At 61.8% G+C, this 20,029-nt stretch carries 20 protein-coding genes; 15 read left to right on the top strand and 5 right to left on the bottom strand.

Going from position 1 to position 20,029, the window contains the following annotated elements; all coding sequences use genetic code 11:
• Window positions 1-87: 87 nt before the first annotated feature.
• The 3 genes from CLV45_RS06345 to CLV45_RS06335 form a co-directional block, all read right to left on the bottom strand.
• Window positions 88-897 (bottom strand): DUF4097 family beta strand repeat-containing protein, encoded by an 810-nt coding sequence (locus CLV45_RS06345; protein WP_100335533.1) that lies wholly within the window; start codon window positions 895-897, stop codon window positions 88-90.
• 120 nt (window positions 898-1,017) lie between these two features.
• On the bottom strand, window positions 1,018-1,824 hold the full coding sequence (locus CLV45_RS06340; protein WP_100335532.1) for a DUF4097 family beta strand repeat-containing protein: 807 nt from the start codon (window positions 1,822-1,824) through the stop codon (window positions 1,018-1,020).
• A gap of 161 nt (window positions 1,825-1,985) precedes the next feature.
• Complete coding sequence (locus tag CLV45_RS06335; protein WP_157807321.1) at window positions 1,986-2,891, bottom strand: arginase family protein; 906 nt, start codon at window positions 2,889-2,891, stop codon at window positions 1,986-1,988.
• 118 nt (window positions 2,892-3,009) lie between these two features.
• Here CLV45_RS06335 and CLV45_RS06330 point away from each other — a divergent pair, with 118 nt between their 5' ends.
• The 7 genes from CLV45_RS06330 to CLV45_RS25190 all read left to right on the top strand — a co-directional run bounded on the left by CLV45_RS06330 (window position 3,010) and on the right by CLV45_RS25190 (window position 8,933).
• Window positions 3,010-3,477: a copper resistance protein NlpE N-terminal domain-containing protein gene (locus CLV45_RS06330; RefSeq protein WP_100335530.1), complete on the top strand. Its 468-nt coding sequence runs from the start codon at window positions 3,010-3,012 to the stop codon at window positions 3,475-3,477.
• Between the two features lie 173 nt (window positions 3,478-3,650).
• Window positions 3,651-4,385 (top strand): YebC/PmpR family DNA-binding transcriptional regulator, encoded by a 735-nt coding sequence (locus tag CLV45_RS06325; protein ID WP_100335529.1) that lies wholly within the window; start codon window positions 3,651-3,653, stop codon window positions 4,383-4,385.
• A gap of 122 nt (window positions 4,386-4,507) precedes the next feature.
• Window positions 4,508-5,047, top strand: a complete 540-nt coding sequence (locus CLV45_RS06320) for a DUF998 domain-containing protein (protein WP_100335528.1) — start codon at window positions 4,508-4,510, stop codon at window positions 5,045-5,047.
• A 47-nt stretch (window positions 5,048-5,094) separates the two neighbouring features.
• Complete coding sequence (locus CLV45_RS06315) at window positions 5,095-6,159, top strand: serine hydrolase domain-containing protein (RefSeq protein ID WP_100335527.1); 1,065 nt, start codon at window positions 5,095-5,097, stop codon at window positions 6,157-6,159.
• A 157-nt stretch (window positions 6,160-6,316) separates the two neighbouring features.
• Complete coding sequence (locus CLV45_RS06310; RefSeq protein WP_100335526.1) at window positions 6,317-6,955, top strand: pseudouridine synthase; 639 nt, start codon at window positions 6,317-6,319, stop codon at window positions 6,953-6,955.
• A 268-nt stretch (window positions 6,956-7,223) separates the two neighbouring features.
• Window positions 7,224-8,300 carry a proline iminopeptidase-family hydrolase gene (locus tag CLV45_RS06305; RefSeq protein ID WP_100335525.1) on the top strand — a complete coding sequence of 359 codons (1,077 nt, stop codon included), beginning with the start codon at window positions 7,224-7,226 and terminating at the stop codon, window positions 8,298-8,300.
• 78 nt (window positions 8,301-8,378) lie between these two features.
• Complete coding sequence (locus CLV45_RS25190) at window positions 8,379-8,933, top strand: hypothetical protein (RefSeq protein WP_100335524.1); 555 nt, start codon at window positions 8,379-8,381, stop codon at window positions 8,931-8,933.
• A 146-nt stretch (window positions 8,934-9,079) separates the two neighbouring features.
• Here CLV45_RS25190 and CLV45_RS06295 read toward each other — a convergent pair whose 3' ends face one another.
• The gene (locus tag CLV45_RS06295; protein WP_100335523.1) at window positions 9,080-10,105 is read right to left on the bottom strand and encodes a hypothetical protein; all 1,026 of its coding nucleotides are present in this window, start codon (window positions 10,103-10,105) and stop codon (window positions 9,080-9,082) included.
• A 462-nt stretch (window positions 10,106-10,567) separates the two neighbouring features.
• Here CLV45_RS06295 and CLV45_RS06290 point away from each other — a divergent pair, with 462 nt between their 5' ends.
• From CLV45_RS06290 to CLV45_RS06275, 4 genes are all read left to right on the top strand, one after another.
• A complete protein-coding gene (locus tag CLV45_RS06290) occupies window positions 10,568-10,918 on the top strand; it encodes a hypothetical protein (RefSeq protein ID WP_100335522.1) in 351 nt (116 codons plus the stop codon).
• A 282-nt stretch (window positions 10,919-11,200) separates the two neighbouring features.
• Window positions 11,201-12,286, top strand: coding sequence for a 23S rRNA pseudouridine(2604) synthase RluF (gene rluF / locus CLV45_RS06285; protein WP_100335521.1), 1,086 nt, complete (start codon window positions 11,201-11,203; stop codon window positions 12,284-12,286).
• 299 nt (window positions 12,287-12,585) lie between these two features.
• Window positions 12,586-13,020: an inner membrane protein YiaA gene (gene yiaA / locus CLV45_RS06280; RefSeq protein WP_100335520.1), complete on the top strand. Its 435-nt coding sequence runs from the start codon at window positions 12,586-12,588 to the stop codon at window positions 13,018-13,020.
• A 101-nt stretch (window positions 13,021-13,121) separates the two neighbouring features.
• Window positions 13,122-13,373, top strand: coding sequence for a Kazal-type serine protease inhibitor family protein (locus CLV45_RS06275; RefSeq protein WP_100335519.1), 252 nt, complete (start codon window positions 13,122-13,124; stop codon window positions 13,371-13,373).
• Window positions 13,374-13,465: 92 nt separating this feature from the next.
• Here CLV45_RS06275 and CLV45_RS06270 read toward each other — a convergent pair whose 3' ends face one another.
• On the bottom strand, window positions 13,466-16,291 hold the full coding sequence (locus CLV45_RS06270) for a TonB-dependent receptor (protein WP_100335518.1): 2,826 nt from the start codon (window positions 16,289-16,291) through the stop codon (window positions 13,466-13,468).
• 333 nt (window positions 16,292-16,624) lie between these two features.
• Between CLV45_RS06270 and bioB the strand changes: the two genes are divergently transcribed.
• From bioB to bioD, 4 genes are all read left to right on the top strand, one after another.
• Complete coding sequence (gene bioB / locus CLV45_RS06265; protein ID WP_100335517.1) at window positions 16,625-17,623, top strand: biotin synthase BioB; 999 nt, start codon at window positions 16,625-16,627, stop codon at window positions 17,621-17,623.
• Window positions 17,624-17,884: 261 nt separating this feature from the next.
• Window positions 17,885-18,148 carry a hypothetical protein gene (locus CLV45_RS06260; protein WP_100335516.1) on the top strand — a complete coding sequence of 88 codons (264 nt, stop codon included), beginning with the start codon at window positions 17,885-17,887 and terminating at the stop codon, window positions 18,146-18,148.
• A 15-nt stretch (window positions 18,149-18,163) separates the two neighbouring features.
• Window positions 18,164-19,321, top strand: a complete 1,158-nt coding sequence (locus CLV45_RS06255; RefSeq protein WP_100335515.1) for an aminotransferase class I/II-fold pyridoxal phosphate-dependent enzyme — start codon at window positions 18,164-18,166, stop codon at window positions 19,319-19,321.
• 55 nt (window positions 19,322-19,376) lie between these two features.
• Window positions 19,377-20,018: a dethiobiotin synthase gene (gene bioD / locus CLV45_RS06250; protein ID WP_100335514.1), complete on the top strand. Its 642-nt coding sequence runs from the start codon at window positions 19,377-19,379 to the stop codon at window positions 20,016-20,018.
• Window positions 20,019-20,029: the final 11 nt, after the last annotated feature.

Here is a 20,029-nt window from a genome sequence, read left to right as displayed (position 1 = left end):
TTGCCGGCCGAGCTGATTTGGTGCTCTTTAACGTAAAAAGCGGCGCCAGCCGAATCCAGCGCCGCTTTTTAGCCGGGCGTTACGGTACTATTCCTGGTTGACCTTGATGCCACCGTTGACCGTAACGGCCCGCACCGGGGCCCCACCCTGGCCAAGGTTGGCCGCAATTTCCTTGTGCATGAAGCCCGACTTGCTCACGGGCAGATTATCGGCTTTGATGGAGCCCATGGAGGTGCTGGTAAACAGCTTGGCCGAGTAGTTCTTGGGCACGTCCCAGGTGATGCCGCCGTTGGTGGTTTCCACGTCGAGGCCCTCGCCTACCCACTTCGTGCCGGCCAGCTTGATGTGGAGGCCGCCATTCACGGTGTGGCCCTTCACCTGCCCGCTCACGTTGCTGAGCGAGACGCCCCCGTTGACGGCGTCAAACTTGACGCTGGAGTCCAGGTCTTTCAGGCTGATGCCGCCGTTGACGGTTTTCAGGGCCAGAGCCGTTTTGCGGGGCACAAACACCTCGTAGCTTACTGCCCAGCCTTGCTCGGCCTGGCTGGGGCCTTCGGCGCGCAGGGTGTTGCCGCCCGACTTCACCGCGACTCTCTTGGCCAGCTGCGCGGCGTCGGCGTCGGTTTTGCTCCAGGTGCTGACCTTGGCGCGCACCAGCACCTGGTTGCCGTCGTAGCCCTTCACCGTGATGCCACCGTTGGCTTCCCCGTCGATGGTCAGGGTTTGGGCGCCGGGGCTGGCCAGGGTCAGGTCGCGGGTTTCGCAGTAGCGCTTGGTGCTGCTGTTGTTATTGTAGGTGTTGCCCTCGGTGCAGGTCGAGGTGAAGGCCGGGGCGGTTTGGGCCTTGGCGGAGACGGATGCCAGGGCCAGCAGCAGGGCGGCAGAGAATGTTTTCATAGCGCAAAAAGGAAGTAGAGGTGAACTGTCGGGACGAGGCCGGCCGCGCTGGGCCGACGGGTAAATTGGTAGAAGCAAGGGCCGGACCATGCGTTGCCTGGCGGGCCGGAAAAAATGGGCTTACTCGGCGCGGCGCACAGTGATGCCGCCGTTGGTCGTCACGGCCTTTACCGGGGCCCCGCCCTTGCCCAGGTTCACGGCAATGTCGCGCCCGATTTTGCCCGACACGGAGTTGCCGAAGTCGGTATCCACTTTGCCGTTGACGGTGCGGCTGATGAATTGGGCCGAGTAGTCGGCCGGCAGCTTCCAGCGGATGGACCCGTTCTGGGTAGTCAGGTCGAGGCCTTTGCCCTCCCACTTTTTGCCGGCCAAAGTGATGTTCAACGAGCCGTTCTGGGTGCGGCCCTTCACGTCGCCGCCCGAGCCGCTGACCGTTACCGAGCCGTTCTGGGCCTCGAAGGTCACCGGGCCGCGCACGTTCAGCAGGCTGATGCTGCCGTTGTGGGTTTTCAGGTCGAGGGCCAGCTTTTCGGGCACGAATATCTCGTAGCTCACGGCCCAGTGCTGCTCTTCTTCCGTGGTGGTGCTGGTGGCCTGCAGTTTGTTGGCGGCGGCTCCGACCTGCACGGTGGCCGCCTGGGCTTTGGCCGCGGCGGCATCGGTGCCCCAGGCCTGCACCCGGGCCCGCACCCGCACGTCCTTGCCGGCCCAGCTTTTCACGCTGATGCTGCCGTTGCGCATGCCGTCCACCACCAGCGGCCCCGACGCAGGAGCGGCCACCACCAGGTCGCGGGTTTCGCAGTAGCGCTCCTGCCCGCTCTGGTAGTATTTGCCCTCGTCGCAGGTCGAGGTGAACGTGGGTGCCGTTTGGGCGGTGGCCGTTAGCGAGGCAGCGCAGAGCCAGAGAAGGGGTAGCAGCTTTTTCATGGTGCGGAAGGGAAGTGGGAAGTTGGTTTTTGAAGAGACGGGGCCGGGAAGCCAACCGCTGCGCAACCAACGAAATATTTCGTATTTAAACACGAATTATTTCGTACTTCTTTCCCACCACATAGCTAAGTCACTGACAACCAACAACTAAAAACTAACAACTACTGCTTCGCCACGCCGGTCAAAAACGCGGTGATGATGGTAGCGGCCAGGCGGGCCGTCTGGTTGTCCCGGTCGAAAATCGGGTTCAGCTCCACTACTTCAAACAAGCGCACCGCCGGGTGGCGGCCGGCCAGAAACGCGGCTTCCACGGCCTGCCGGGGCGTAAACCCATCGGCGCTGGGTGCCGACACGGCCGGGGCAAAGGCTTCGGCGCACCCGTCGATGTCGAAGCTGACGAAGGCCGGGCCCTGGGCGGTGGCCCGGTGCAGGGCCCGTTCCATAAACAGCGGCAACCCATCCTGCTGCACGTGGGCCAGGGGCACGATGGTGGCCTGCTGCTGGTGCAGAAAGTCGATATCCTCTTTCGTATTAAGGTTGGAGTGCAGTCCGAGCTCGGTGAAGCGCGTTCCGGCCAACACGTTTTCCCGCAGCAGCTTGCCAAACGGTGTCCCACTGCTGATAATCTCGGGCTTGTCTTTCACGTCGGCGTGGGCGTCGAGGTTGATGCCGCCCACGGGCTGGCCGCCAGTGGCGTCAAACAGGCCGCGCACGGTGCTGTAGGTGCCGTCGTGGGAGCCGCCCAGCACCACCACGCGCGGGTACTGAGTAAGCAGCTCACTTAGGCGCTGCCGAATGGTGGCGTGGTTGCGGGCGTGGTCGGGGTCCTGCAGGCTCAGGTTGCCGGCGTCGGCGATGCGCAGGCCCGAAAGGTCCACGTCGTGCTCCAGGTTGTAGGTTTTGTGGTAGCGGCGCAGCTCCCGCCGCATGGCGTCAGGGGCGTGGACGGCCCCGGCCCGGCCGCCTTCCAGCACGGTGCCAAAGTCGAGGGGCAGGCCGACCAGGCAGACATCGGCTTCGGGTAGCTCGGCGGCGGGGCGGATTAGTTCGCGCAGAAACGGGGGCATGGCGGCGGGCAAGTGGGGTGGGCAATGGGGTGGAAAACGCCGAAATGTAGCTTGATCTTTGCATTCGGGCCCGACCTGCCGACCTGGCGCGGCCCCACCTTCCGTTGTATCTTGCCCTATGTTTACTCGTTTTCTGGTGCTCGGCACCACTGCCCTGCTCTTGCTCAGCGGCCCCGCGGCCCAGGCCCAGCAGCCCACGCCCACTCCGGCCGCGGCCAAGGCTCCCGTGCTCGGCGCCTCGTTTTTCACGTCCTACACCTACCTCTCCTACGCCATTGTGGACCAGGAAACCAGCGCCAAGCCCATGGAAGCCAAGGGCGTGGGCGGCACGCTGACCCTGCACCCCGACGGCACCTACCAGAAGCGCCTGCAGCTCTCGGGCAACGGCGGAGTGATGAACTTCAGCCAGGACGGCCGCTTCACCTTCTCCGGCGACCAAATCACCTTCAGCTACACCGACTCCAAGGGCCAGCCCCGCGTGGACCAGGGCTCGTTCAAGTTTCAGCCCAAAGCCCGCACCCTGACGCTGATGCTCATCGGCTACCCCACCGGCAACAAGGGCATCTACACCCTGCGGGCGGATTAGCGTCGTTGTTGATTGTTGGTTGTTGATTGTTAAGTCGGCGGGTTTGATCCTGACAACAATCAATAACAATCAACTATCAACAAACAACCTTCAACTGCTAACTTGCGGCTCCTTTCTGGGCTACCCACCCAGCTCAACAACTCACAATTTCACCATTTCACAAGTTCACATAGATGGGAAGAGCATTTGAATTCCGCAAAGGCCGGAAGATGAAGCGCTGGGACAAGATGTCCAAGGACTTTACCCGCATCGGCCGGGAAATCGTAATGGCCGTGAAGGAAAGTGGTCCTAACCCGGATACCAACTCCCGCCTGCGCACGGCCATGCAGAACGCCAAGGGCGTGAACATGCCCAAGGACCGCGTGGAAGCCGCCATCAAGCGGGCCAGCAGCAAGGAGGAAAAAGACTACCAGGAAGTGGTGTACGAGGGCTACGCGCCCCACGGCGTGGCCGTGGTCATCGAAACCGCTACCGACAACCCCACCCGCACCGTGGCCAACGTGCGCATGTACTTCAACCGCGGCAACGGCGCCCTGGGCACGGCCGGCTCCTCCGACTACACCTTCACCCGCAAGGGCGTGTTCCGCCTCGCCGCCGAGGGCCTCGACCTCGACGAGCTGGAATTGGAGCTCATCGACGCCGGCGCCGAAGACGTGTACGCCGACCAGGAAGAAGACGAGCACGGCACGGTGAAGGACTTCATCGTGGTGGAAACTGCCTTTACCGACTTCGGCCAGATGCAGAAAGCCCTGGAAGAAAAGGGCCTGAACGTGGTATCGGCCAACCTGCAGCGCATCCCCAACACGACCGTGACCCTGGAAGGCGAGCAGCTGGAAGAGGTGATGAACCTGATTGAGAAGTTCGAAGAGGACGACGACGTGCAGGCCGTGTACCATACGCTGGGCTAAGCTTTTCGCCCCGGAAGAATTTTTCGAAGCGCGGGCCGCTCCATTTGGGGTGGCCCGCGCTTGGTTTTAGTCCTTGCCTGAGCCTATTTGCAGCGCTTCTGACCTGTAGTTCTGCTCAACCGATGCTCTTCCTCCTTCTAACGGCACTAACCGCGTACCTGGTGCTGGGCATCGGGTACTTCGGCTTCCGGCGGCCCGGCTATTCCCATCTGCGCCACACCATCAGTGAGCTGGGCGAAGATGGCGCCCCAAACCGCCGGGCCGTAAGCTGGGGACTGTTTTTCCAGGTGGGCGCAGGCCTGCTGCTGGGCGCCTTACTGGCCCATACTCCCGCGTTGCGCGGCTTGCTGCTATGCCTGGGCATCGGGTACGTGGTGGCGGCTGTGTTTCCCTGCGACGTGGGCTCACCCTCCAGCGGCTCAGCCAAGCAGGCGGTGCACAATCTGGGCGGGGCAGTGGAATATATTGGCGGTATTTTCTTCCTGCATCAGGCCCAAGGCGCGCTGCTGTTGCAGAACGTGGTGCCGGCCAACACGCAGCTCGGCTTGCTTATCGGCTGCCTGCTGGCTCTTTCGCTGCCGGGCTTCCCCGGGCGCGGCCTGGTGCAGCGTGTGGCCGAAGTGCTGCTGTTTGGCCAGGCGCTTTGGCTCAGCATCCCCTAATATTGTCTTTCGATTATCCTTATTTCTCCGGGCCCTTACGGCTGCTTATGAAACACCTCCTGACGCTGGCCCTGTTGCTCTGCTCTCTCGTTGCCACGGCCCAGCAAGCCGAGCTGGAAGCCCTACTCAAGCGCGAAAACGTGCCCGGCCTGCAGCTGGTCTACACCAAAAAGGGCGAAACCAAGCAGTACAGCCTGGGGCTGCGCCAGGCCAGCACCGCCCAGCCGATGGATGCCACCACCACTATGCAGGCCGCTTCCCTGGGCAAAGTGGTGCTGGCCTACACCGCCCTGCGCCTGCACGACCAGGGCCGCTTCGACCTGGATAAGCCCCTGCTGACCTATGCCCCCTACCCCCGCCTGCAAGCCGAGCCCCGGGCCGGCCGCATCACCGCCCGCATGGTGCTGGGCCACACCAGCGGCCTGCCTCTCTGGGCCGAATATCCCCTGGCTGACTCCTGGAAAACCTCCAAGCTGACTTTGAAATTTGCGCCCGACAGCTGCTGGAGCTACTCCGGCGAGGGCTACGTCTGGCTGCAGCGCACCCTGGAGCATATCACCGGTAAAACCCTCGACCAGCTGGCCCAGCAGGAAGTATTCGGGCCGCTGAAAATGAAGCACAGCTCCTTCACCTGGCAAGCCCGCTTCGACCAAAACGCCGCCTTCGGCCACGACGAGGCCGGCAAGCCCACCGAAGTCAAGCGCTTCGCGGAGCCCAACGGTGGCTTCAGCCTGCTCACCACCGCCGCCAACTACAGCCGCTTCGCCCGAGCCCTGCTGCGCGGACAGGGCCTCAAGCCGGCCACGGCCCGGCTGCTGACCACCGCTGCCAACCCCGCCACCCGGTGCACCACGCCCCCCACGGCCACCGCCGCCAACATCAGCTGGGCCTGGGGCCTGGGCCTGGCTTCCACCAGCCACGGCCCCGCCCAGTGGCACTGGGGCAACAACGGCGACTTCCGCGGCTTCTTCATGACCTTTCCCCAAACCCAGGAAACCCTGGTCTTCTTCACCAACAGCGCCAACGGCCTCAAGCTGGTCGACGACGTGCTCAGCCTCTTCGTGGGCCCGGGTCAGTACCAGGCCATGCAGTGGCTGGCCGAGGAAAAGTAAGCACCCCGTAAGCCAGTAGCGCGCACTTTATAATTCGCCCCCCACACTAGTCGCGAGTAAACAATACTAGTCGTCAGGTTCTCCTCTCCTCTTTCGGATAATGCGCATCAAGCATTTGCGGGGCCGGTGGGTGAGGCGCACGACAGAACGAAGTAAAATGACCGACCCCGAAGAACTAGCAGTCACCCACCGCCACTTCATCGTCCACAAACCCTTTGGCTACATGAGCCAGTTTGTGTGCGAGCTGAAAAAGAAGAAGCTGCTGGGCTTGCTCCACGATTTCCCCGCCGGTACTATGTCCATCGGCCGCCTCGACGAAGCCAGTGAGGGCCTGCTGCTGCTTACCACCGACGGCAAAGTCAGTGAGCGAATCCGGGCCAAGTCGGTGGAGAAAGAATACTACGCCCAGGTCGACGGCCTCATTACCGATGAAGCCGTGCGCCAGCTCCAGCAGGGCGTCGAAATCGGGCTGCACGGCGACAAGTACCAGACCCTGCCCTGCCGGGCCTTCCGCCTCGAAACCGCTCCCAACCTCGGCGCCCGGGGCCGCAAAATCCGCGACGACCGGCACGGGCCCACCAGCTGGGTGTCCATTATCGTCACCGAGGGCAAGTTCCGGCAGGTGCGCAAGATGACGGCCGCCGTGGGCTTCCCTACCCTGCGCCTGGTCCGGGTCCGCATCGGCGCCATCCACCTCGGCGACCTACCCGCCGGACAGGTCCAGGAAGTCGGCGGCTTCTTCACCGACGCCCCCGTGCCCACCGTGGTACCCCTCCCGTCCGAACCCGCCTGCTAGAACGTGCCATGCTGAGCAAAGACCGTCATGTCGAGCGAAGCGAGACATCTTGCGGGCAATGGCATATGTCATGCTGAGCGTAGCCGAAGCATCTCTCCCGCAATGCTATTTTGTTGCCTCTGCCACGAAGCGGTAGAGAAGCTTCGGCTACGCTCAGCGTGACGTTCTGAAAGACTTCGCTCTACACCGACCCGGTGGCTTTTGGCCGGGGCAGTAATTATGGCTACGTTTAGCCAACCAGCCTTTTCACCTCCTGCCTTTTCCCGCCATGCCCTACCCATCCTTTCGCGCGGCCGCCCTGCTCCTGGCCGGCCTCGCCGCCGCGGCCTGTTCCCAACAAGCCCCCCAAGACCCGGCCGCCGCTCCCAATTCCGGCGCGGCCCCTACCCTGGCCTCCTATTTTCAGCGCCAGGCACAAGGCGTGCAAACCGGCGGCGTTCAGGTTATTCCCATCACCACCCCCAAGGGCAAGTTCAACATCTGGACCAAGCGCTTCGGCCACAACCCCCGCATCAAAGTGCTGCTGCTCAACGGCGGGCCCGGCGCCACCCACGAGTACTTTGAGTGCCTGGAAAGCTTCCTGCCCCAGGATGGCATCGAGTTTATCTACTACGACCAGCTCGGCTGCGGCCTCTCCGACAACCCCCGCGACACCAGCATGTGGAGCCTGCCCCGCTACGTGGAGGAAGTCGAGCAGGTGCGCCAGGCCCTGAAGCTTGATAAGGACAACTTCTACCTGCTGGGCCACAGCTGGGGCGGTATCCTGGCCGCCGAGTACGCCCTCAAGTACCAGCAACACCTCAAGGGCCTCATCATTTCCAACATGATGATGAGCATCCCGGCCTACAACAAGTACGCCGACGAAGTCCTGGCGCCCCAGCTCAAGCCCGCCGTGCTGGCCGAAATCCGCGCCATTGAGGCCAAAAAGGACTTCCAGAACCCGCGCTACATGCAGCTGCTGGAAGCCAATTTCTACAACGAGCACCTCTGCCGCCTGCCCCAGCTGCCCGAGCCCATGACCCGCTCCCTGGGCAAATCCAACCAGTCGCTCTACGTCACCATGCAGGGACCCAGCGAGTTTGGCGCCTCCGGCAAGCTCCTGAACTGGGACCGGGTGCCCGACCTGCCCCAGCTTGCGGTGCCCGTGCTCAGCATCGGCGGCAACCACGACACCATGGACCCCGAGCATATGCGCATGGTGGCCCAGAAAGTGCAGAACGGCACCGCCCTGATATGCCCCGAAGGCAGCCACATGAGCATGTACGACGACCAGCAAACCTACATGCGCGGCCTCACCAAGTGGATCCTCGGCGTGGACCAAGGCGAGAAAAAGGTGGCGCTGTAGGGGCAGTTTGCTCCGGCCATTATTTCCCTTCTCCGATTGTAATAGTTTTTCATTCACCTCTTTTCCCAGCCTGATAGCATGCCCAGCCAAGACGAGCTGCCCATTCCTCCCGTACTTTTTGATGCTGCCACCGGTGAGTTGCTCATTACGGCCTCAGCCTCTTCCTCCAAACACGATTTTGATTTCTACGAAGGCAAATGGCAACTCCGCAACCGGAAGCTGAAAGCCAAACTCGAAAACTGCACCGAGTGGTTGGAATTCGATTCTACCCAGGAAATGTACCGGGTACTGCAGGGTCTCGGCAATATCGACAACTACCTGGCGACCTTCGACGGGGTGCCCTTTGAAGGAATGTCGGTCAGGCTTTTCAACCCCAAAACCCGGTTGTGGAGCATTTACTGGGCCGACAGCAACGCCGGCAAACTCGACCCGCCCGTCGTCGGCTCTTTTGACCAGGGTGTGGCCCACTTTTTCACCCAAGACACCTTCAATGACAAAGACGTCGTGGTGGTCTTCCGCTGGGATGCCCGCGACAAAGAAAACCCCGTCTGGAGCCAGGCTTTTTCGGCCGATAAGGGCCAAACCTGGGAATGGAACTGGTACATGTATTTCAGCAGGTTCGGCAGCAACTAACCGGACTTGCCCAGGGCGAGAAGAAAGTGGTGCTGTAGATTAGACATTTCCGCGAAATGCCGGAGTTCGAAACCCGCAAAAAGCCCCCTTCTCCGCGCGAAGAAGGGGGCTTTCGTAGTAGGAAGTAGTACTCGGGGCTGCGTGGATTACAGCGTCAAACGAGCAGTGGCCCCTTTGTAGATAGTGCTGTGATGAGACACACTGGACACTATCGAAATGCTTACCCCACGACCTCCTATCCACACCAAGTTACTGCTGGTACTGGAAGAGTTGGTATCACTTGAGCTTCCTCCGACGGTAAAAGCCGGAGAACCGCTCCGCCGGACCGAAGACGTTCCGTCGACCGCCAGATTGGAGGCGTCATTCCACAACCACCCAGCAAACCGGGATTTGTACTCATATTTGGTCCGCACCCCGTGGGAGGCGTAGAAGTAATACGTTACGTTCCACTGCACGGCCACCAGACGGGTATCCCGATCATTCCAGGTTTTAGGTAATGTCCGACCGTTGACATCCGTATACTGGTGCTGCTCATACCAGCCGTAAAAATTCCCCGTGCGCTGGGCTGTTATGGTCTGGCCTTGCTGCTTGGCAATTTTACCGCCAACGTCTTTGCCCCCGCCATCTTCAGCCACGTATTTATAGTCGATTGGGAAATGCTTAATGTCTGGGTCATCCCAATTTCCTTTGAGGAGAATATCCTCCCGTTCAGCGGGAAAAATTAATTCCTCATGCTGATTTATCTTATGAATTTCATCACCCACCTGAAAAACGCCATCCGTATTGAGAATACTAGCAAATTTCTCGTCGGGTACGCCTAGCAATTTTTCCTGGGAAATTAGAAAATCGACCGTTCCGTCTTCGCGCTCCTCGGCGTTAAGCTCAGCATAGTATTCATTAAGCGAGGTGATACCATTCTGCGCATCCCACTCAGTAAGCTTGGCCCCCGCGTACTCCTGCAGTTGCTTCATGGTAGTAACAAACTGATCCTCAGTCGAGAAGACCAGGCGACCATTCTGAACGGAAACTCCTTCTTCAATCGCAGCATTAATGTCTTTCGCCGTTGCCGACGGCGCAGAGGCACCAGCCGCAGGCGAAGCAGGGTCCATGTTTACTTTTTCGCAACTCGCCAAGCTCAACGCCAGCAGTACGTATTTGATATTTGACTTCATCTGAGTAAGGGAAAAGTTAAATGAACAAGTACACGCGTATTTTCGCCATAGAAAATCTATGCCGAGGTAGATCTGTATTCTGGAATGCGAAGTGCTGGATCAGTGAATAAAACCCACACAAACCTCGTGTCAAAGCACAGGCCTTTAATTGCAATAGGTAGCGGTCGGACAGCGTAGAATAATGCTCTGCAGAAGCCTCACAATATTCACTAATAGCCAATCAATTCCTAGTAATACAGGTTACTAAATAATAATAAATTCAGATCTATAATCTAAAATACATTTAATTAAACTTATTGATGAATTCCATCTTTTCTTAACGCTGCTCCTTTTTTTCTCACCGGCCCTCCCCGATAATAGCCCAGGCTTGTTAGAGAAAACAGTCGTATTAATTACAGCTCCGCCGCTCGGCTTGGTCAACGGGTGTCACGCGCGGAGCCATCCCCACATTTCCCCTACCTCATGCCCATTCCCTACCGCCTCCTCTTTTTCCTCGACAACGCCACCACCAGCATCATCGAAATCAAGCGCCTCGACCTGCCCGACGAGCCCGACCGCGGCAAAGTCTACGCCTGGCTGCTCTTCGATAAAGCCTCCCAGGCCCTCACCAAGCTCGATTTCGTCGCGATGAACTCCCAGCCCGAAGCCGAGGAGCGGCAGTTTGCCCAGGGCCAGCTGCGCTTCAGTCTGCGCGAGGCCACCTTCCAGCCCGCCGCCAGCCCCGCCGACGACGAAGCCCTGCTCGTGTGCCCCCCCACCGACCTGCCCCCCGCCCTCGCCGCCGCCGTCGACACCTATTTGCAGGCCCTGTAAGCCTTCCGCCCCAAGCCAAAACACTCCCGCCCTTTTGCAAAACACGTCCGCCCTACGCCAAAACACCTCCGCCCAAGCACGAAACCCCTCCGCCCCCAGGCAAAACCCGCTCGGCCGAACACAAAACCCCTCCGCCCCCAGGCCAAACCCGTCCGCCCCGCGGCCAAACACCCCTGACCTAATTCCCTACCCCCGCGCCACCTGCCAGCCCGGTTCTGCGTAACTTGCAGGCCCGCCTGCCGCCTCGGCCCGCGTTTCACCCTTTTTGCTGCCGTTTGCCCTATGCCCAGTTCCGATACCACCCGCCTCAACAAATACATCAGTGAAAGCGGCGTCTGCTCCCGCCGCGAGGCCGACCGATTCATCGAGCAGGGCACCGTCTTCGTCAACGGCAAGCGCGCCACCATCGGCACCCAGGTCAGCAGCAAGGACAAGGTCATCGTCAACGGCAACCTCATCGAGCCCCGCGCCCCCGAAGACGCCATCTACATTGCCTTCAACAAGCCCCCGGGCATCACCAGCACCACCGAAACCAGCGTCAAGGACAACATCATCCGCTACATCAAGCACAGTGAGCGGATCTTCCCCATCGGCCGCCTCGACAAAGACTCCCAGGGCCTGATCCTGCTGACCTCTAACGGCGACATCGTCAACAAAATCCTGCGCGCCGGCAACCGCCACGAGAAGGAGTACATCGTCATGGTCGATAAGCCCATCCGCGACGAGTTCATCGAGGGCATGCGCAACGGCGTCCCCATCATGGGCATCATGACCCAGAAGTGCGAGGTCCAGAAGGAAACCAACTACATCTTCCGCATCACCCTCATCCAGGGCATGAACCGCCAGATCCGCCGCATGTGCGAGCATTTCGGCTACGAAGTCGTCCAGCTCGAACGCATCCGCGTGATGAACATCAGCATCAAGGGCCTCGGCGTCGGCGACTGGCGCGAGCTCACCGATAAGGAGCTGGCCGGCATCCTGGAAATGACCGCCAAGTCGTCGGGCACCAAGGAAGCCTCCCTGCCCAAGAAGCGCGTCGGCTCCCCCGCCACCAAGTGGAGCACCCGCCCCGCCCGCTTCAGCGAAGACTTCGACGGCGACGCCCCCAAGCCCGCGAAGCCCGGCCGCAAACCCGCCGGAGCCGCCTCCCGCCCCGGCCGCCCCGCCACCGGCGGCGCCAAGCCCGTGCGCAAGCTGGCCAACGGCAAGCCCGCCTTCGACGGCGACAAGCCCTTCAAGGCCGCCGGCCGCCCCAGCGGCCCGGGCGCCAAGCGCCAACCCGCCGCCAAGACCCTGAACCGGACTCCCAAAGGCAACGCCGGCAGCCGCGGCAGCAGCCGCACTACCAGCCGCGGGGGCAAACGCTAGCCCACCGCCCGGCCCCGAGCACCGCTCAATAACAGCCATTTTCTATGTATCAAAAGTCCGTTGGAGCGTCGCCTCCAGCGGACTTTTGTCGTTAATAACAGCCTGTTTAAAGGCAAAAAGACGGTTTTCGATAAATTCTGACAATAAAACCGGCCGCCTTGCCTCCCGTTTAAAAACTCTAATTATCCCCGATAATCCTGCTCCACTCTCTACTGCGGCAGCAAACTTATGAGTAGGTTTGACCACCTTGTTTGGCCAATCACCCTTCTTATTCTTCTACCCATTCTCCCCTTTTTGCAATGAATCCCAAACCCTCCAATGCCTTTATCGGCGCCTCCTGGATGGCCTTGCTGGCCGGTATGGTAGCCTACAACGTAGGCCTGTGGAACGCTACGATGCCGCTCAACGAGAAAGGCTACTACTTCACCATCCTGCTCTACGGACTGTTTGCCGCCGTGTCGCTGCAAAAAACCGTGCGTGACCAGCTAGAGGGCATTCCCATCACCAACATCTACTACGGCCTGTGCTGGTTTGCCACCCTCTCGGCCGTGCTCCTGCTCACCGTGGGCTTGTGGAACGCCACGCTCACGCTCAGCGAAAAAGGCTTCTACGCCATGTCCTTTATGCTGAGCCTGTTTGCCGCCATTGCCGTGCAAAAGAACACCCGCGACAGTCGGCTGGGCAGTGCCGAAGCACCGGCCCCCACCGAGCCCCCGCTGCTGCCCCTGAACTAGCCCCGGCGGCATGTCACAATTAGAGCAACTATGACCTAGGATTCTATATTCAACTTTCCTTATAATTGCCCCATCAACTCATTTATTTCCTCTCACGTATCATGAAAAAATTAGCCGTTTTCGCCCTGCTCCTGTTTGCCGGCACCGCTTGCTCCAAAGAAACTGCCGCCCCGGCAGCCCCCACCACCACGCAGGCCGGCGCCAACGCCAAGGGCGACGACTACCAGTGTCTGGACGTGTACGCCCCAGTCTGCGCCAACGGCGTGACTTACCCCAACGCCTGCTACGCCGGTAAAGCCGGCGTAACGACCTACACCAAAGGCGCCTGCGACGGTAGCGGCGGCGACATTTAAGCCCTGCCCCCACTAACGCCAAAAAAAACGGCCCGCGTCAGTCTGACGCGGGCCGTTTTTTTGCGGGAGCTTACCGAAGTGGCGTTGTCGCCTTACTTCACGTTGACCAGCACGCCCAGGAAGGCCAGGCGGCCAATTTGCGGGCCCCCGATAATCTGGGTGTTGTTGGCATCGAACAGGTTCGAGACACCAGCCTGCAGGGTTGTGGCCAGCTTGGGCACGGTGTAGCCCAGGTAGGCATCCGTGGAGCTGTAGTCACGAACGTTACCCGAAGCGAAGGGCAACTCCTGGCGGTGGCCCTGGGCCCAGCGGTAGTTCACCGAGTAGCTCAGGTTCTTGAGCACGATACCGCCCACGTTGAGGTTGTACTTGTGCTTGGGCGTGTTGAAGTACGTGCGGAAGTTGCTGGGCAGGTTGCTGCGGTCCAGCACGTTGAGCGAGTAGTTACCCCCGATGTTGAAGGCCTTGTGCGCATAGTAGGTGAGGCCCACCGTGGCACCCTGGGTCCGCACTTCCTGGTGGCTGTTGTAGGAAGCGTAGATGATGCGGGCCGGCGAGGCGCTGGCGTCGGTGAAGTTGGACGGAATGGCGGCATTGACCTGGGCTGGGGTGGGACGGGTGCCGTCCACGTTGCCCACGAAGGCCGTGCCCCCGATAAAGTCGTTGTAGCGCGAGCGGAAGTAGCTGGCGTCCACGTACACGTTGGGGATAATGGCGCCTTTGTAGCCTACTTCCACGGTGTTTACGCGCTCCAGCTTCAGCTTATCCACCGTCAGCTCGTAGCCGGCCAGCGAGGTACCGGGCGTGTACGACTTGCCTTCAGCGTTGGTGAAGCTATAGCCCTGGAAGCCGTTAAGGTTACCCAGCAGAATAAACGTATTCACGTCGGAGCGCAGGTACTGGTCGGTCTGGGACGGGCTGCGGAAAGCCTGGCCGTAGGAGGCCCGGAAGTTGTGCTGCTTGTCTTTACCAAACGAGTACACGGCCGAAGCCCGGGGCGAGAACGAAGGGTCGAAGTTCTGGAATAAGTCGATGCGAGCGGCCAGGGCCAGCTTCAGATGATCCTCCAGCAGGCTCTGGGTCAGCTGGGTGTAGGCGCCGTACTCGTAGTTGCGGATGCGGCTGCCTTCGGCGTCCGAAAACAGCTTGCCACCCGAGCCCAGACGGTACTCGCGGTAGGCCCCACCCAGAATCAGGTCGGTGCCGGCATCGGAGATGTGGAAGCTGCGCTGGGCGCTGATATCGTTCAGAAACGAGTTGAAGTTCTGCTGGGCACCGCGGCCGGGCTGGTCGTCGTTGGAAATCTTGTCGCGCAGCGTGGCGAAGCGCGGGTCGGAGGCCTTCAGCTGGCTGGCGTCGGCGGCGGCTTTGGCGGCCGCCTGGGCGGCTTCCACGCTCATGTTGGCCGAGCGGGCCTGGGTGTAGGTCTGGTTGAAGATGTAGAAATACTGCTGGTAGTACTTCGTGGTGCCGCCTTCGCTGGTGGGAGAGCCCTGAATCTGGGCGCTGAGCTGGGTCAGCTCGTAGCTGCTGCCGGTGAAGTCCTCGGTGGAATAAGCCCGGATAAAGCCCTTGCTGCTCTTGAGCTCGGCCCGGTACTGGTTCGTGCCCAGGCCCTTGATCCGGAAGCGGCTCTGGTTCTGGTACGTCGAGGTGCCCACGCCGCGCTTGGCTTCCAGGGTGAGCTTCAAATCGTCCTTAATCAGGTAGGACACGGCTCCCTGCACCCGGTAGGACTTGGTTTTCTGGTCGGGGCCGATGAGCTCCTGCTCCGTAAAGCCGGGCATGTACACCGTCTTGCCGTAGAGCTCCGGGTTTACTTTATAGGCGGGCGTGGTGCCGGTAGCGGGGCGGTTCTGGTAGGGCGAGAAAACGTTGCTGATTTCGCCGTAGCTGCTCACCGCGTCGTAGCCCAGCGGCGAGTCGGCCGCATTGGTGGAGAAGCTGGTAGCCTCGCGGTTGGTGGCAATCCAGTCGTTGGCCTGGAAAGCACTGGCATTAAGCTTAATGGCAAACTTCTCGCCCAGCTTTTTGGCGTAGCGCAGCTGCCCGTCGAGCAGATTCCGCTCCCCGCCGCGCAGGCGTAGGCTCAGCCCGTCGTAGACGAAGGGGTCTTTGGAGTTGAACAGGATGACGCCACTCAGGGCGTTGGCTCCGTACAGGGCCGAAGCCGGGCCGTGGATGAGCTCGATGCTCTCCATATCCAGCTCGGGAATGCCCACCAGGTTGCCCGGGCTCAGGTTCAGGCTGGGCAGGGCCGTGTCCATGTAGTCCACCAGCTGAATCACCCGCTCACTCTTGGCCGTGTTGAAGCCCCGGGTGCTGACGCTGGTAAAGAGCATCGAGGCCGAGTTGACATCCACGCCCGGCAGCTGCCCCAAACCGGCCAATACTTCCGGCGTGCTGATGCGCTCAATCTGCCGGCCCGACACCTTGTCGATGGTAACCGGGGCGCGCAGGATGTTTTCCTCCACCCGCGAGGCCGATACTACGGTTTCGTTCAGCAGCGTGGCGCTGGGAGCCAGCACGACGCTCAGCAGGTTGTCGCGCTTGGTGAGCTTTACCAGCTGGCTTTCGTAGCCCACGTAGGCTACCAGCAGTTCCACCGGGCCGTTGTCGAAGGAGGCGTTCAGGCTGAACTTACCCAGCTGGTCGGTGCTGGTGCCAATGAAGGTGCCCTTGATGAAGATGGTAGCGCCCGGGAGTGGGTCGCCGGTGTTGGTGAGTACTACGCCGCCCACGGTAGCTTCGGCGGGGTCGGGGGTTGTACTTACGGGTTTACGGACGACGGGCTTGCGCTTGGCCGCGGCCTTGGAGGTGGGAGTGCGGTGCGGCGCCTCACCCCCGGTGGGGGCGGCAGCAGCAGGCACGGCGGGCAGCAGGGCTGCCGCCAGCAGAACGGGATAAATTTGTTGCATTCGGTGTGGGGAACTATAGGTCAGAAAGCTCAAAACTAGTATGCACGCAGCATAAAGCAGGCTACTACTGGCTGAGCGCGGGGTTTTGCGAGCTAAACGGCGCAGTACGCTGGCTCAATACCCAAGAATCGGGCGACCGGCCGGGCCCCGCTGCGCCATGCGGGGTGGATTGCCGCTGCGCCAGCTTGGGCTCCGAACGGCTTCCGGCGGGCGGGCGGCGCGGATAATCGGCTTCTCGCGTAACTTGCGGCCCCAAGCTCCCCATTTCGCGGGGCTGACCATCGGCCATCCGGGCCCGCCCTTTCCTTCCCTTCCCAACCGAACGTTCCCACCATGCTCCGTACCGACTGGACCCTCGACGAAGTAAAAGCCATTTATAATCAACCCGTTCTGGAGCTTGTCGTCCAGGCTGCCGCGGTGCACAAGCAGCACCAGGCCACGGGCGAAGTGCAGGTCTGCACCCTGCTCAGCGTCAAGACCGGCGGCTGCCCCGAGGACTGCGCCTACTGCCCCCAGGCGGCCCGCTACCATACTGGCGTGCAGGCCCACAAGCTGCTGCCCGACGCCGAAGTAATTGCCGCCGCCCAGCGCGCCAAAGATTCGGGCTCGACCCGCTTCTGCATGGGCGCCGCCTGGCGCGAAATCCGCGACAACCGCGACTTTGACCGGGTGCTGGGCATGGTAGAGCAGGTAAACGAGCTGGGCCTGGAGGTGTGCTGCACCCTGGGCATGCTCAACGAGTACCAGGCCGAGCGCCTCAAGCAGGCCGGCCTCTACGCCTACAACCACAACCTGGACACCAGCGCCGAGCACTACAGCGAAATCATCACCACCCGCACCTACGACGACCGGCTCAACACCCTGGAGCACGTGCGCAAAGCCGGCATTTCGGTGTGCTCGGGCGGCATCATCGGCCTGGGCGAAACCGACGAGGACCGCATTGCCATGCTCCACACCCTGGCCACGCTGCCCGCCCACCCCGAGAGCGTGCCCGTCAATGCCCTGGTGCCGGTGGAAGGCACGCCCCTGGCCGACCAGCCCCGGGTGAGCGTCTGGGAAATGCTGCGCATGATTGGCACGGCCCGCATCCTGATGCCGGGCACCATGGTCCGCCTCTCGGCCGGCCGCCAGGAAATGCCCATCAGCGAGCAGGCATTGTGCTTTTTGGCCGGGGCCAACTCCATCTTCTCGGGCGAAAAGCTGCTGACCACCCCCAACCCCGACTTCGACGCCGACCGCCAGATGTTCGATTTGCTGGGCCTTACGCCCCGCAAAGCCTTCAAGGACGTGCCCGAAGGCGCCATCGTGCTGGGCAAAGAACAGCTGGTGTAGGGGATTTTACGTGCGGACGTCGCTTCTCTGTCATCCTGAACGCAGCGTAGCGGAGTGAAGGACCTGCCGCGCCTACTCCACTGTAGCTTCTGCCAGCGTGAGGAAGTCTTTTTCCTAACTGAATAAAGCACTTTCTCACGTTGGCATAAACCTCGTCACTGAGGCGAGGAAGGTTCTTCGCTTTGCGTACGCCAGATGGAGGAGGATAGATAATTTCCTCTTTCTCATTCCTTCCCCTAACCGATTACTTCCCCTGTTCATATGAATATCCAATTTGACCTGAACCTCGACCACGCCTACGCCGAAGCCCTGCGCGAGCAGCACGGCTCCGGCAAAGCCCAGGAGCTGATTACCGAGCTGGAAGACCAGATTGGCTCGGCCCTGAACCTGGTGGTGCAGCGCCACGGGGTGCTGCCCGCCGTCGGCGACCGGGTCGAGGTCGACTTTGAGTGGGTCGTTATTACCGGCCGCACCTTCGGCCAGGACGGCACCGTGTGGCTGTCGGCCGACCGGTTTACGGTTTAACTCCCAATTCCCGCGGTGACGCCCGACTCCTCTTCGCCCCTGCTGACCCGCCTGGCCCAGCACCTGGCCCAGCGCGCGGCGGAGGGCACCCGGCGGCAGCTGACGGTGGCTCCGCCCGGCCGCGTCGACTTCAGCTCGAACGATTACCTGGGCTTGGCCCGCTCCGGGGCGTTGCACGCGGCTCTGCGCCAGCGGTTGGCCGACGAAAACCTGCTGGCCGGCAGCACCGGCAGCCGCCTGCTCACCGGCAACTCGGTGGCGACGGAAGCCCTGGAAGCGCAGCTGGCGCAGTTTCACCGGGCCGAGGCGGCTTTGCTATTCAACTCGGGCTACTCGGCCAACCTGGGCTTTTTTCAGGCCGTGCCCCGGCGCGGCGACACAATTCTCTACGACGCGGCCAGCCACGCCTCGGTCAAGGACGGGATTCGCAGCAGCTTTGCCACCAGCTACAGCTTCCGCCACAACGACCTCCAGGACCTGGAAAAGCGCCTGGCCCGGGCCACCGGGGAAGTTTTCGTGGCCGTGGAAGCCCTCTACTCCATGGACGGCGACCAGGCCCCGCTGCGGGAGCTGGCGGCGTTTTGCCAGCCGCGCGGCCTGCACTTGGTCGTGGATGAAGCCCACACCAACGGAATTTACGGTCCCCTCGGCGAAGGACTGGTAGTGGAGTTGGGGCTCGAAAACCAGGTTCTGGCCCGCATCGTCACCTTCGGTAAGGCCCTGGGCAGCCAGGGCGCGGCGGTGGTGGGCCCGGCCGTGCTGCGCGAGTTTCTGCTCAATACCAGCCGGCCGTTTATGTTTACCACGGCCCTGGCCCCGCTGTCCATTGCCACCCTGCAGGCCGCCTACGACCTGCTCCCCGCTCTGCAAGCCGAGCGGCGGCAGCTATTTCACTTATCGGAGCTGCTCCACAGCAAGCTGGCCGGCGTGCCGGGCGTGCGGGTGGGGGCGGGCAGCCACGTTATTCACCCCTTGTTTCTGGCCCAGGCCGGCCCCCAGCGGGTGCGCACCGTGGCGGCCGAGGTGCAGCTGGCCGGCTTCGATTTGCGGCCCATCGTGGCGCCCACCGTGCCCGCCGGCACCGAGCGGCTGCGCCTGATTCTGCACAGCTACAACACCGAGGCGGAGCTCGATGCGCTGGCCGCCACGCTGCGCACCCTGAGTTCCTCCTGATTTTTGCCCGGCCCACGGCAAACAACTGCCCGGGCTGCTGGTATTCCTTGTCCGTATGAGTGTTTCTTCTTCGTGCCCCGAGCGGCTCTTCGTAACTGGTATCGGCACCGACGTCGGCAAAACGGTGGTAGCCGCCATTCTCACCCAGGCCCTGCAAGCCGACTACTGGAAGCCCGTGCAGGCCGGCCTGGAGCCCACCACCGATACGGCCACGGTCCGGAACCTGGTCAGCAACCCGCACTCGGTTTTTCACCCCGAAGCCTACCGCCTGCAGCTGCCCGCCTCGCCCCACGCGGCGGCGGCGGCCGAGCACCTGACCATTCAGGCCGGCGCCTTTCAGCTGCCCGTTACGGCCAACCACTTGGTGGTGGAGGGCGCCGGCGGCCTACTCGTGCCCCTGGCCCCGGGCCTGCTGCTGGCCGATTTGATTGCGCCGCTGGGCCTGGAGGTGGTCGTGGTGTCGCGCAATTACCTAGGCAGCATCAACCACACCCTGCTCACGCTCGAAGCCCTGCAGCAGCGCGGCCTCAGGGTGCGGGGCCTGGTCTTCAACGGGGAGCCCACGCCCGCCACCGAAGACTTTATAGCGCAGCACACCGGCTTGCCCATCATGCCCCGCGTGCACCCCGAAACGGACGTTTCGGCCGCCACCGTCAGCCGCTACGCCCCCACTTTCCGGGCTTGGTTTGGGTTGTAAGCAGCGAGTCA

Origin of the sequence: Hymenobacter chitinivorans DSM 11115, assembly GCF_002797555.1 — a bacterium.
Taxonomy (GTDB): domain Bacteria; phylum Bacteroidota; class Bacteroidia; order Cytophagales; family Hymenobacteraceae; genus Hymenobacter; species Hymenobacter chitinivorans.
Note: the sequence above shows the minus strand (reverse complement) of the source record. Positions and strands in the feature narration are given on the sequence as shown.